Consider the following 12,540-nt stretch of genomic DNA (forward strand, 5'->3'; position numbering starts at 1 on the left):
TTGGTTAGGTAAAAGGCTTTGTCCTTGGTTTAGAGGGCTCCCGGGACGTGTCCAAAGATTAATACCAAAAGTATTGCGAGGTTACCTAAGGTTGGTTAACTTTGTGTGATACGCATTGATGTTTGCATATGGGCGAACTGGTAGAGATTGTAGATTCTTTGGAAAACAAAGTGAGCAAATTGCTCCATAAGATGGAGCTGCTTCACAAGGCCAATGCCAAGTTAAAAGAAGAACTGGTCCTCGCAAAAGAGGAAAATCAAAATCAACAAAACGCTGTTTTGGAATGGGAAGAAAAGTATAATTCCCTCAAAATGGCAAACACAATGCTGGGTAGTAATACGAATAAAACAGAAGCCAAGCTCAAGATAAATACATTGATACGCGAACTTGATGTTTGCATAGCCAAGCTTGCAGATTAGTTGGTACCGATATTATGGAGGAGAAGCTCAAAATAAAGCTTTCCATTGCAGATAGGGTATATCCGTTGACGATAGACCCCAAACAGGAAGAAGGATTGCGGAAGGCGGCCAAGAACATAGAGAACCTGGCCAAAAAATTTGAGCAGAATTACGCCGTAAGGGATAAGCAAGACGTCCTTGCCATGTGTGCCTTACAGTTTGCCTCCAAAATTGAGCAAAGTGGAATAGACCGTTCGGAAAATACTAAAGCGGTACTTGAGCGCCTTAAGGCCTTGGACGACTTGGTACATTCCAAATTAGGGGAATAAGTTCTTTTAAATAAAATATTTGTTACTGCCCACATTGGTAATTAAATTTTGACAAACTCAACACTATTATAATTAAAAAGGGTGAGTTTAGGTTGTAAAAGCAGGCCCTACCTGTATAGGGATCCTTGAGCAGCTTGTTAGCCCTAAACCTGTAATTTGGAGTTTGTACAGAACTTCTTCCAATGTGGGCTTTTTTTATAACCAAACATTTATCAACATGGATAATACTATGATATTGGTTGTAGCCGGCGTTGTTGGACTGGTAATAGGTTTTGCTATTGCCAAAATGATGGAAAAAGGAAAGGCTGCAAAGACCATCTCCGGGGCCAAGAAGGAGGCTTCAGACATTGTAAGGGAAGCCAAAAAAGAGGGCGAGAACATTAAGAAAGATAAGATATTCCAAGCCAAGGAAAAGTTTTTGGAATTGAAGGCGGAGCATGAAAAGGTCATCATCAACAAGGATAAGAAGATAGCGGAATCTGAAAAAAGGACTCGGGACAAGGAATCCCAAATCAGCAACGAGCTTTCCAAAAACAAGAAGCTTAACGATCAACTACAAAACCGGATAAAGGAGGTCTCCCATAAGAGTGAGATTTTGGACAAAAAGCAATCTGAGGTTGACAGGCTTCATAAAAGTCAAGTTCAACAATTAGAGGTGATTTCTGGACTTTCCGCCGAGGATGCCAAAAGTCAATTGCTGGAATCGCTGAAAGAAACGGCAAAAACCGATGCCATGGCCTATCTGCAAAGTAGTATGGAAGAAGCCAAACTCACTGCGCAACAAGAGGCTAGGAAAATAGTGGTTAATACCATTCAGCGTATAGGTACGGAGGAAGCTGTGGAAAACTGCGTTTCGGTCTTCAACCTGGAATCTGATGATGTAAAGGGAAGAATTATTGGACGAGAAGGACGAAACATTAGGGCACTTGAGTCTGCTACCGGTGTTGAGATTATTGTGGATGATACACCAGAGGCAATTATTCTTTCCTGCTTTGATTCGGTTAGAAGAGAGGTTGCCCGTCTCTCATTGCACCGCCTGGTAACAGATGGTAGAATTCATCCAGCTCGTATTGAGGAAATCGTAAAGAAAACCGAAAAGCAAATCAATGAGGAGATTGCGGAGATTGGAAAGCGTACGGTAATCGATTTGGGAATCCACGGACTGCATCCCGAGTTGATCAAGGCCGTGGGAAGAATGAAATATAGATCGTCTTATGGCCAAAACCTATTGCAGCATTCACGGGAAGTAGCCAAACTTTGTGGGGTGATGGCTGCCGAATTAGGCCTCAACCCAAAGATTGCCAAAAGGGCAGGACTTTTGCACGATATTGGTAAAGTGCCAAACACCGAAGTAGAGGTGGAGACACCACACGCCATTCTTGGCATGCAGTGGGCACAAAAGTTTGGAGAGAAAAAAGAAGTGTGCAATGCCATTGGGGCGCACCATGACGAGATTGAAATGAACACCCTGATTTCTCCTATTGTTCAGGTCTGTGATGCCATAAGTGGAGCACGTCCTGGAGCCCGGCGACAAGTGTTGGACTCCTATATCCAGCGATTGAAAGATTTAGAGGACATTGCCTTTGGATTCAATGGGGTTCAGAAAGCCTACGCTATTCAAGCAGGTAGGGAACTCCGGGTAATTGTGGAAAGCGAGAAGGTGAGTGATGACAAAGCTGCGGAGCTGTCCTTTGAGATTTCACAAAAAATCCAAACGGATATGACCTATCCAGGGCAAGTAAAAGTAACGGTGATTCGGGAAACTCGCTCTGTCAACGTCGCCAAATAGCGCCTGATATTTATCATCCTTTTGCTCAAGTATTCCAGCTAACTTCATGATAGTTTTAAATTTATCGTGATGAAAAAAAGAGTACCTGTTTCAGAAATAATGACCACAAACTTGGTCACGGTTAGCACTAGTGAGGATTTAGTTACCGCAGAGGAGCTGTTTAAAAAACACAATATCCGTCACATTCCAGTGGTTTCAGGAGAGACCATTCTTGGAATGCTAAGCTATACCGACCTTTTGCGCATAAGCTTTGCCGATGCGGTGGACGAAACTGAGGAAACCGTCGATACCATGGTTTACAACCTGTTTACGATTTCCCAGGTCATGGCAAGGGATGTGGTGAGCGTTAGCCCCCAAACCAGTATTAAGGAAGTTGCCGAGTTTTTGGCTACCAAGGAGTTCCATGCGGTTCCTGTTGTGGATGATGGAAAGCTAAAGGGAATTGTAACCACAACCGACTTGATCAAATACTTGGTGCAACAGTATTAGTTAGCGGACCAGGGTAAACGCACCGAATAGGAATAATTTATTTATTTATTTATTCTTCTTCATTACTGGACTGTGCACTTTCCTCTGCCTCTTTGTTCCGATTGTTCTTTAGAATGTTGAGCTTTTTCAATTTGGCCTGCCAGGTTTCCAATGCCTCTTTGTGCTGGTTGATGTTTTTGACCACCTCTTTTACCAAAGGATTGTCTTCGGATGCATTGGAGAAGAACTGCAGATTGTTTTCGAGCTGTCGGATTTCAGACTTGCTTTCATCAATCTTTCTGCGGATAAAGGTACGTTCGCTATTGATGGCGTAGTCATCATCCGATTTCGCGAGTTCCTGCATTTTGTCACCATACCTCAAAAGTTCAGATTCTTGTCGACTTACGCCTAATTTCCGGAATAGTGCATCTACAATTTTATTGAACTTCCCGTTGATGTGCTTTTTATTGTAGGGAACCCGCCCATATTGTTTCCATTCGGCTATAAACTCCTTTAAAGTTGCCAAATCTTTCTTCGAATCTCCTGTAAGATTAAAGGCTTTCAAACGATCTAAGCAGGAGTTTTTCTTTTCGAAATTCTCGTACTCCTCTTTTTGAGACTCACTTTTCTGGGCATGCAAGCGATTAAAATAGTGGTTGCAAGCCTCTTTGAATTCATTCCAGATTTTATCCGAATACTTTCTTGGAACGTGGCCTATCTTTTTCCACTCGCTTTGAATTCGCTTCATCTCCGGTGTGGCCATTTCCCGGTCTTCACTATCTTTTAAAGAGACTGCCAAGGCCAACAACGCTTTTTTCTTCTCCAGATTTTCGAGTTGTTCCTTCTTTTGATTTTTGTAGAAAGCATTCTTATTGCGATTGAATTTCCGCACGGTTTCTTTAAACTCGCTCCAGGTTTGTTCGTTTACCTTTTGAGGAACTTTTCCGGCTTTAAAGAACGCATCGCGCAAAGCTTCCACCTCTTTTATCTGTTGTTGAAGGGCACGGTGGTTGTTGGTTACATTGTCTGCTATTTGTGCTATGGCGGTAATTACCTCCTGCTTTTTTACCAGATTTTTTTCATAGACTTTCTCTTGCTCTTGAAAATATTCCTGGCGACGTTGGTGCATAGCCTTGGTGGCATTGCTAAATCGTTCCCAGACCTCCTCACGCTGTTCTTTGGCTACCGGTCCAATATCTTCTTTCCAGATTTTATGCAGGGTCTGGAGCTCTCTAAATGCCTTGTTGAGATCAGGCTCTTGGGCCAAGGCTTCCGCTCGCTCTACAAGTTTTAATTTTTCTTCAAGATTGTGCTTAAAGTCGAGATCTCTGAGCTCTCGGTTTAAGTGGAGAAAATCATAAAAGATTTCCATATGGTGGTGGTAAGTACGCCACACATCATTATAATTGTTTCTTGGAACTGGACCTGCGTTCCGCCAGTTTTCTTGAAGTTCCTTAAAATTTTTATAGGTGGTGTTGATATCCTCCTCCACGTTCATGAGTCCCTTGAGTTCCTCAATGATCTCTAAACGTCGCTGCAGATTGCTTTTTAGGTTTTGCTCCAGTTGTTTGTAATACTGGTCCTTTTTTTCCCGATACTCACCAAAGACCTCATTGAACTGTCTTTTGGCTACGGAGTTATATCTAAAATCAATGGCATTTCCGCCATTGGCCACAAATTCTTCTTTTTTGTGTTCTAAAAATTCTTGGAATTTCTGGTCAAACTCGTATTTAATGGAACTGACATGTTTGTGAATGGCCTGGACCTTCTCATTTTTGACCAGACGCTGGAGCTCGCCCACCAAATTTTCCATAGACATGGAATGATAGTCCAGAAATGGGATGTGATGTCGCTTTTCATTCTCCACATCTTCAGCATCTTCAGCGTTTGACTCTTCAATTTCTTCGATGACCTTTTCAGCTTCTTCCGTGGATTCGTCCGCCGTTGCTTTTTCGGCAGTCACCTCGTCAGGACTTTCCATGGGCTGGGTCTCTTCCGTGTCTTTTTGTACTGGGGCTTCGGATGCGTTTGGTTCAGAAATGGGGCTTTCCTCAATGGTTGTTTTTTCGCTCTCCGGATTTTGCTCAGTACCACCTCCTTCAGTTTCCTGAAGTTTTTGCTCGTTTTCCTGCATTAGTAGTTTATTTTCCTTAGGATTGATGATAATGATAGCCAAGTTAACAACTATATTACCCAATAACAAAAGTAGTGATTCTTCTTTTGGCCTTGTTTTATGCTATGCCATGGGTGATTTTAGGGTGCTTCAGGGAGTTTTAGGTTTGATTCCATATTTCCCAAGCTTTTTCCGCTTGAAACTCCAGCATATGCAAGCCATTGCAGATTGAGCTACCACGTGACTCGCCCTCCTTTAAAAAGGTTGTTTTTTCAGGATTGTATATCAAGTCAAATAGCAAATGTTTGTCCCCTAGAAATTGATAGGGCAAGGCCGGTTTATCGCCAATATTGGGATGGGTTCCCAAAGGTGTGCAGTTGATGATCAACAGATGGTCTTCAATCGCTTTTTTGTCGAGGTCGGAATAGGCTAGTTGCCCTTCTTTTTTAGACCGTGATACAAAAGTGTTGGAAATCCCCAGCTGATCCAATACAAATCGTATTGCTTTTGAGGCTCCACCGGTTCCCAAGATAAGTGCGCTGGTGTGGTATGGTCTTAAAAAGGGCTCAAGCGACTTCTGGAACCCATGGGCATCGGTATTAAAACCCTTTAAGCCATTTTTTGTGAATTTAATGGTGTTGACAGCTCCAATTACTGCGGCTTTTCCATCGATTTCCGAGAGAAATGGAATAACCTGCTCCTTATATGGAATAGTGACATTAAGGCCTTTTAAAGTGTTTTCTGTCAACAGGGATTCTAGCTGCGCTATCGTCTCAAGGTCAAAATTTTCATAGCTATGGTCGTTTAGACCCAAATCCTGAAATTTCTGTGTGAAATATCCTTGGGAAAAGGAGTAGCCAATGTTCCTACCTAGCAGTCCGAATCTGTTTTCTTTCTTTTCTGTTTTTTCCATACCAATCCAATAGCAATAAAACCAAAATTCCAAGAATCACAAAAAATATGGCCCACCAGGTTTCAGAATCCCCCAAATTAGGGAAGTAACGCTCATAATTGAGTACCACTTTATCCCCGTTGGAATCCAAAATAGGGTTGCCCGAGGCATCCATTTTAAACATAGTCCGTTTCCATGGCCAAACCACCCCAAGGGAGCCAGTAATAAAACCTAGTAGAACAGCTGTGGTGATAGCCTTAAACCGTTTCAATACAAAACTCAAAAGATGCGAAAAAGTAACCAATCCGGTGGCCGAGCCCAAAGTGAACACGGTAAGAATGGTTAGGATACGCATACGCTGCGGATTATCCACAAAACCAAAATCACCCGAGAGTACTTCTGAGAAGGTATCGTAAAGTGCATTCACGGAATCCACAAGCAATAGGACATAATTTCCCAATAAGATGAGAATAAATGAGCCAGAAAGGCCTGGAAGAGTCATTCCCGAGACGCTGATAATGCCGCAGAAAAAAATAAAAAACAGGTTGTCGTTTTGAGTGGCCGGACTTAAAAAACTAATGGAAATCCCTATGATAAGTCCAATTATACCTGAAAATACGGTGCGTTGGTTCCAATGGTCAAAATCTTTCCCGATATAGTGAATGGAACCAAGTATCATCCCAAAAAAAGCTGCCCAGACATAGAGCTCCTTTTGCTCCAGGAAATAGTCCAAAACTCTGGAAATGCTAAAGTAACTGATGAGCATCCCGGAAATCAGAAGAAGCAGGAAACGCCCGTTTGTATATTGGTAGAAACTTCTAAAACGCCCATTAAACAGTAATTTGAAGGCTTTTGAATTGACTTTTTGAAGCGAGTAAATAAATTCTTCGTAAAAGCCTCCCACAAAGGCCACAATGCCACCAGATACTCCAGGAACTTTGTTCGCAGCGCCCATGCACAGGCCTTTTATGACCAAAAAGAAATTGTCAAGAAGGGTTCTTGGCTGATGCATACGGAATTGTGTTTTTCCCTACTTTCTGGAGGCAGTTCTTTCCAGGATAAAAATAAGCGAAAAACCTATTATGGCTAGGATTAGGGCAAGTATTAACTGATTTTCACCTTCGAATGCTGAGGGCCAAACGTTTACATCGTCCACAACAATAGTCTTATCCCCGAAAGTCTTGGTTTCCAATACTTTTTTCCATGGCCAGATTTTGTTTAATGACCCTAGGATAAAGCCGGTTAGTAATGCTAAAGTGATGTTTTTGTAGTGAGTGAACATCCATTTCAATAGACGAGCAAAACTTAGGAGTCCAAAAACAGCTCCCAAAGCAACGGTCAAAACGATTTTGATGTCCTTTTCATGGACTGCATCCAAAATGGTTTTGTAGGACCCCAGAAGTACAAGGATAAATGCTCCTGAAATCCCAGGAAGAATCATAGCGCAAACGGCCAACGCTCCCGATAGGAAAAGATAGGGTAGGCTATCAATATTTTCATTGGGTGGAAGTTCAGTTATGAAGTAGGCGAGGAAACCACCCAGGATAAATACGATAATAGCAGCCAATGACCATTTTTTAATTTCCTTTCCCACAAAAAAGACGCTTGCCAAAACCAATCCAAAAAAGAAAGACCAGAGAAGGATAGGTTCATTTTCCAACAACCAACTTAAAAATTTGGCCAATGAAAGCACACTGATAAAAATCCCTGAGAAAAGGGCTAATAGAAAATTGCCATTCACCTTGGTCCAAAATGCCTTTAAGCCATCCTTTCTGAGCACTTTGAAAAGAGATAGGTTTATATTGTTGATTGAAGTGATAAGTTCCTCATAGATTCCAGAGATAAAAGCTATTGTGCCCCCGGAGACCCCGGGAACAACATCAGCAGCTCCCATGGCCATACCTTTAAGGGTAATCCATACGTAATCCGTAAACTTTCTTTCTTTCATAAAGTGGTTGGGAAAAGTGCGCTTTAGGTTGACGTTTTCTTAATTTCGGAAATCCAGACTACTTTTTGCAATTCGGGGAACTCTTCCTCAAACTGATGAAGTTTTTCCACATCCATTTGCATGGCTTGGGCCAATTTTTCCTTGGCATTTAAAACTTCCCCGTTCTTTAGATAAACACCTGCTAATTTGTAAACCAATTCTGCACTTTCTGGATAGAATTCCAAACCTTGCACAAGTACTTGGATGGAAGAGCCGTAATCCCCAATGTTTTTAAGAACTTCAGCCCAATTTTTCCAGGTGTCGAACTCATAGTTTCCGAGATCTACAGCTTGTTTGTATGCAAAGTCGGCTTCGTCATAATTTTTTAGGACGAAATAAATTTTAGCACATTTTTTCCAGTAGATGGGGTTTTCCCCATCTATATTTATGGCCTTGTTGATATAGTACAACGCCTTTTCATAGTTCTCCATTTTAAAATGGAAATCGGTAATGGCCAACCAACCTTTGTCTAGCAAAGGGTCTTCATGCACGGTATTATAGTAGTAGTACTTGGCCAAGTCATTATTTCCTAATTTTTCATGGCATTTACCAATTCTTAGGTAGGCATGGGAAGTTGGATCTTCTATGGAAATGGTAGTTTCGTAATTTTCGATGGCCTCGTTGTACCTGCCCAATTTTTCAAGCACCTTGGCTTTTTCAAAGTAGGCTCCAATAAAGGAATCATCCGAAATAATAGCAAAATCGAACGAAGTAAGCGCTTCTTTGAACATCTTTTTGCTAAGGTAGATTTTCCCTAGCTGATGCCATGCTACCTCGCAATATGGATTTCGTTCCAGATAGGTATTGAGATATACGATGGCCCCATCAAAATCTTCCAGAAATTCAAAGCAGTAGACCACATTGTATAGTGATGAGTAGTCGGAATCGTCAAACTCCACACATTTCATAAAGCTTCGCTTTGCCTTTTCGTAATCATCCATGAAGAGGTATTCCATGCCGAGAAGGGAGTGGATGTCAAAGCTGTTTTCCGTAAGATGAAGTGCATCGAGCAATAGGTTGACCGCTTCTTGGTGATTATCCTGTTTGGATTGGATATTGGCTCGCTGAATATAGATTTCCTCATTGTGGGCGTCTATGTTCTGAATCTCATCCAATAGGCGTTCGGCAACGTCGTATTGATCCTCAAAAACCAAGACTTCAACACGTAATAGTTTTAGCTCCATGGAGTTGGGGTGTTGTTCCAAACCAATTTGGATAGCCTTCTTTCCCAAGGATATTTTACCGTTGTTAAGGTAGTGGTGAATGATTTCTTCGAAGTCCTCCGCATCAAAAAAATACACATCATCGGTCTTGAGCATGGACTCAAATTTGCTGATGGATTTATCCGGATTTTCGTTAGAATCTAACGCCATAGAAACGTGTTTGGTTTAACTATGGACTTAAAATTAGCCCTTTGGCGCTATCAATAAGTCCGTTTATGGGGTATGTTATCAACAAATTAGTTAACAGCAACAGCATTATATCGGTCTAAAATGCTAATGATTTGGTCGCATCCTTGCGTTATTTCTTGCATTGAAATTGTCAACGGAGGTGATATCCTCACCGCTTTAGGTTCAAAAAGCAACCAAAAAAGAACCAATCTGTTTTTAGCTGCTTCCAGGACCAAATAATCAGCAATTTTTTTGTTTTCAAACAATAGGGCCAACATTAAACCTTTACCCCTTATTTCTTTAATCAAAGGATGTACCAAACGGGTACGGAAGTATTTTTCTTTTCGGAGTGTATGTTCAATGAGTTGATTTTCAGTAACTTCCTTCAAAGTTGCCAAGCTGGCAGCGGCAATAACAGGATTTCCGCCAAAAGTGGTGATATGACCTAATTTAGGACTGTTTTGTAGACAATCCATCATTTTTTTCGAAGCAACAAAAGCTCCAACTGGAAGCCCAGATGCCATACCCTTACCTATGACCAAAATATCTGGCACGCAGTTAAAATGTTCAAAGGCGAAGAGTTTTCCTGTGCGTCCAAAACCTGGTTGAATTTCATCCAAAATAAGCAAGGCTCCAACTTCATCACAGCGCTTTCTTACTTTGGCCAGATAATCATCTTTGGGTAGAATAAAACCGGCACCGCCTTGAATGGTCTCCAAAACCACGGCAGCGGTTTTTTCTGAAATATGTTGTAAATCAGAAAGGTTATTGAACCGAATGAACGAAACGTCAGGAACCAGCGGGCGAAACGCGCTTTTTCGTTCCTCAAACCCCATAAGACTTAGACTGCCCATGGTATTCCCGTGGTATGCCTTGTGGGCAGCTATAAGCTGCGACCTCCCTGTGTAGCGTCTGGCCAATTTTAGTGCTCCTTCCATGGCTTCTGTTCCTGAATTTACCAAATAGGTAGTCTCCAATCCCGCTGGAAGCAAGGAAGCCAGCAGTTTGGTGTATGCTACCGCCGGTTGTTGCACGTACTCGCCATATACCATAACGTGCATGTATTGTTCGGCTTGCTGTTTTACAGCTTCAACCACGCGAGGATGACAGTGCCCAAGGCTACAGGCGGATACCCCCGCTACAAAATCGAGATGGGCGTTTCCGGTTTCGTCATAAATGAAACTACCTTCGGCCCTTGAAACCTGAAGGCCCAACGGGTGCGGTGTGGTTTGCGCCTGATATTTTAGAAAGTCCTCTTGCATCCGAAAGTTGGAACGGGAAATTAACGATTCTTATTGCGACGAATCTACGGTCTTTTCAACCTTTACTTTTTTGGGATTTACCGCTTTGGTATTTGGTGATTGGGATTCTTCTGCAGGGAGATTACCGCTACGTTCCCGTTCTTCGGTATCAATGTCCACAGGATTATCTATACCACGGATTTGAATCAAAGTGATATTGTTGTCGTCGAAATCAAAAATGTCATCTTTGGTACGCAGGCGCTCTTCCCCACGCCAAATGAACCCTTTTAGTTTTCTACTTTCCTTGGGCAGGTCCTTATCTGGAAATATATCTCCGTCTGGATTTACAAAGAATGTAATGTCTTCAATATCGCTGTTGGCCATGATCAGTCTGATCTTACTGCATATGGTCTTGTCAATTCCGATGAGCTCCTGATCATCGTTGTACATATAATAGATGACCTCGGTGTTTTTGACCAAATCAATGATTTTGAGCTCATTTTCTATGAATTTTCCAAAGAGATCTTTCCCTTTAGCCTGATTGTATCCGGTTTTACTTATCGTATCCAAGGAAATAATGAAGGCGTTGTCCAATACCTTTAGCGAGTCCAACTGGTCCGTTTCCAAATCGGAGATAAGATGAATACTATCCCCTGTGATTTGGTTGTCCAAATTCCACATAATGGGGTCGGTGATCAACTGGGTTATGCCTGTTTTTTCTTCGGAATGAATGGAATCACATTTCCCTGCAAGATCGGTCTTAAAGAATTTAGCGTTTCGGAATGCCCGGATAATCCTGGATTCGGGTTTACCGGTTACCATTAGGGTGTCCCCATGAATATACAATGAATCGTTCTGTACCACATTGATGGCCACTGCCCGCTTTGTGGCGAACAGGGAATCTTTTTCCTTGAAAACTTCCGCATAATGTGCCCTTACCACCCCTTGATTGATCGTGTCGGTAACTGTGATGTTGTTTGTGGCAGAGGCAAAAGACGAGGTCTTGTCGAAATAAACACTATCACCTTCAATAATTCGGTTATTGTAGTCTATTCGGGTGTTTTTTACCCCGTAACCCTGTTCAATTGTAGTGTCGTAAAACCCACGCTCACAATAAATCTTATATTCCTCGCCGGTGATGGTGGAAGGCCCATACATATAGGCGTTTTTAGACTGGCGATAGTAGTCCAGTTGCTCGGAATCTATGATATATTCTGGGTTGTCTATATGTACATTTTTTCGAAATTGCACCTTCTTAAGTTCCATGAAGTAGTTCCCAATGATACTGGTAAGTACATTTGCTGAATCAACAACTTTGCCCCCAGACCTATAGTACGAAAGTTGGTTTTCCCTATCAAAATAAAGGGTATCCGTGGTCAAGGTCATTTTTCCATCGGTCAAATCCACCTTCTCCCAGGCCTTGGCCAGTCTGGTATTCCCATCATAATCCATTTTTCCACTGTTCATTTCAATGGAATCCCCTTGTTGCATTCGGATGTTTCCAATGGCCTTTAGTCGGTTTTCTTGCGCATAAAAAATGGCGATATCGCACCATAGGTCGGCACCCTGGTGTTCAAACTGCACTTGGCGTTCATCATCCTTGCTAAAAATTGACGCTCCTGGAAATTGGGCTTCGTCCTTGGTGAAGTTTGCTCCGTAAACAATGTTGATCTGCCTTCCAGTGGACTTACCCTCATCTTCTTGGGCGAAGGATAAAAATGAAAACAGGCTCAAAAAGAAAAAAACAATCTTTCGCAATGTTCAAATTTTGTCCAAAAGTAGGCTTTTTGGCAAAAGTGGGAATTAAGATTTAGAAAGCTTTGGCATTATTTTATGGCAAGGTGGGATTTCGTTTGTCCATTGGGAGCTTTCCTCCGTCGATTTTTAGCTGTCAGTTTCAAATAGTTTTGATTTCTTGTGGTTGTAAATTCT

General features: G+C 42.0%; 11 protein-coding genes and 1 other RNA gene. 5 read left to right on the plus strand and 7 right to left on the minus strand.

The genetic code is table 11. The annotated features are described in order from the left end of the window. Positions 1-128: 128 nt before the first annotated feature. The 5 genes from BUC10_RS00905 to BUC10_RS00925 all read left to right on the plus strand — a co-directional run bounded on the left by BUC10_RS00905 (position 129) and on the right by BUC10_RS00925 (position 3,005). Positions 129-419 (plus strand): hypothetical protein, encoded by a 291-nt coding sequence (locus BUC10_RS00905; RefSeq protein WP_073176040.1) that lies wholly within the window; start codon positions 129-131, stop codon positions 417-419. A gap of 14 nt (positions 420-433) precedes the next feature. Next, on the plus strand, positions 434-727 hold the full coding sequence (locus tag BUC10_RS00910) for a cell division protein ZapA (RefSeq protein ID WP_073176041.1): 294 nt from the start codon (positions 434-436) through the stop codon (positions 725-727). Between the two features lie 55 nt (positions 728-782). Further along, a non-coding RNA gene (gene ssrS / locus BUC10_RS00915) (6S RNA) lies at positions 783-892 on the plus strand. A gap of 52 nt (positions 893-944) precedes the next feature. Then, complete coding sequence (gene rny / locus BUC10_RS00920; protein WP_073177031.1) at positions 945-2,516, plus strand: ribonuclease Y; 1,572 nt, start codon at positions 945-947, stop codon at positions 2,514-2,516. A gap of 69 nt (positions 2,517-2,585) precedes the next feature. Beyond that, complete coding sequence (locus BUC10_RS00925; RefSeq protein WP_073176042.1) at positions 2,586-3,005, plus strand: CBS domain-containing protein; 420 nt, start codon at positions 2,586-2,588, stop codon at positions 3,003-3,005. A gap of 49 nt (positions 3,006-3,054) precedes the next feature. Here BUC10_RS00925 and BUC10_RS00930 read toward each other — a convergent pair whose 3' ends face one another. From BUC10_RS00930 to BUC10_RS00960, 7 genes are all read right to left on the minus strand, one after another. After that, positions 3,055-5,118 carry a DUF349 domain-containing protein gene (locus BUC10_RS00930; RefSeq protein ID WP_073177033.1) on the minus strand — a complete coding sequence of 688 codons (2,064 nt, stop codon included), beginning with the start codon at positions 5,116-5,118 and terminating at the stop codon, positions 3,055-3,057. A gap of 139 nt (positions 5,119-5,257) precedes the next feature. Beyond that, positions 5,258-6,010: a shikimate dehydrogenase family protein gene (locus tag BUC10_RS00935; RefSeq protein WP_073176043.1), complete on the minus strand. Its 753-nt coding sequence runs from the start codon at positions 6,008-6,010 to the stop codon at positions 5,258-5,260. Further along, positions 5,964-7,001 carry a DUF368 domain-containing protein gene (locus BUC10_RS00940; RefSeq protein WP_073176044.1) on the minus strand — a complete coding sequence of 346 codons (1,038 nt, stop codon included), beginning with the start codon at positions 6,999-7,001 and terminating at the stop codon, positions 5,964-5,966. The genes BUC10_RS00935 and BUC10_RS00940 overlap by 47 nt, the downstream gene beginning before the upstream one ends. An 18-nt stretch (positions 7,002-7,019) precedes the next feature. Continuing rightward, positions 7,020-7,937, minus strand: coding sequence for a polyprenyl-phosphate transporter (locus BUC10_RS00945; protein ID WP_073176045.1), 918 nt, complete (start codon positions 7,935-7,937; stop codon positions 7,020-7,022). Between the two features lie 23 nt (positions 7,938-7,960). Further along, positions 7,961-9,349 carry a tetratricopeptide repeat protein gene (locus BUC10_RS00950; protein ID WP_073176046.1) on the minus strand — a complete coding sequence of 463 codons (1,389 nt, stop codon included), beginning with the start codon at positions 9,347-9,349 and terminating at the stop codon, positions 7,961-7,963. A gap of 86 nt (positions 9,350-9,435) precedes the next feature. Continuing rightward, positions 9,436-10,629: an aspartate aminotransferase family protein gene (locus tag BUC10_RS00955; protein ID WP_073176047.1), complete on the minus strand. Its 1,194-nt coding sequence runs from the start codon at positions 10,627-10,629 to the stop codon at positions 9,436-9,438. Positions 10,630-10,659: 30 nt separating this feature from the next. Next, entirely contained in the window at positions 10,660-12,366 is a 1,707-nt protein-coding gene (locus BUC10_RS00960; RefSeq protein ID WP_073176048.1) for an OstA-like protein, read from the minus strand. Positions 12,367-12,540: the final 174 nt, after the last annotated feature.

The sequence above is a fragment of the Flagellimonas flava genome (assembly GCF_900129665.1).
Classification (GTDB): domain Bacteria; phylum Bacteroidota; class Bacteroidia; order Flavobacteriales; family Flavobacteriaceae; genus Flagellimonas; species Flagellimonas flava.

Coding starts and splice junctions, on each gene's coding strand:
- BUC10_RS00905 (WP_073176040.1), top strand. CDS start 129: ATGGGCGAACTGGTAGAGATTGTAGATTCTTTGGAAAACAAAGTGAGC.
- BUC10_RS00910 (WP_073176041.1), top strand. CDS start 434: ATGGAGGAGAAGCTCAAAATAAAGCTTTCCATTGCAGATAGGGTATAT.
- rny (WP_073177031.1), top strand. CDS start 945: ATGGATAATACTATGATATTGGTTGTAGCCGGCGTTGTTGGACTGGTA.
- BUC10_RS00925 (WP_073176042.1), top strand. CDS start 2,586: ATGAAAAAAAGAGTACCTGTTTCAGAAATAATGACCACAAACTTGGTC.
- BUC10_RS00930 (WP_073177033.1), bottom strand. CDS start 5,118: ATGCAGGAAAACGAGCAAAAACTTCAGGAAACTGAAGGAGGTGGTACT.
- BUC10_RS00935 (WP_073176043.1), bottom strand. CDS start 6,010: ATGGAAAAAACAGAAAAGAAAGAAAACAGATTCGGACTGCTAGGTAGG.
- BUC10_RS00940 (WP_073176044.1), bottom strand. CDS start 7,001: ATGCATCAGCCAAGAACCCTTCTTGACAATTTCTTTTTGGTCATAAAA.
- BUC10_RS00945 (WP_073176045.1), bottom strand. CDS start 7,937: ATGAAAGAAAGAAAGTTTACGGATTACGTATGGATTACCCTTAAAGGT.
- BUC10_RS00950 (WP_073176046.1), bottom strand. CDS start 9,349: ATGGCGTTAGATTCTAACGAAAATCCGGATAAATCCATCAGCAAATTT.
- BUC10_RS00955 (WP_073176047.1), bottom strand. CDS start 10,629: ATGCAAGAGGACTTTCTAAAATATCAGGCGCAAACCACACCGCACCCG.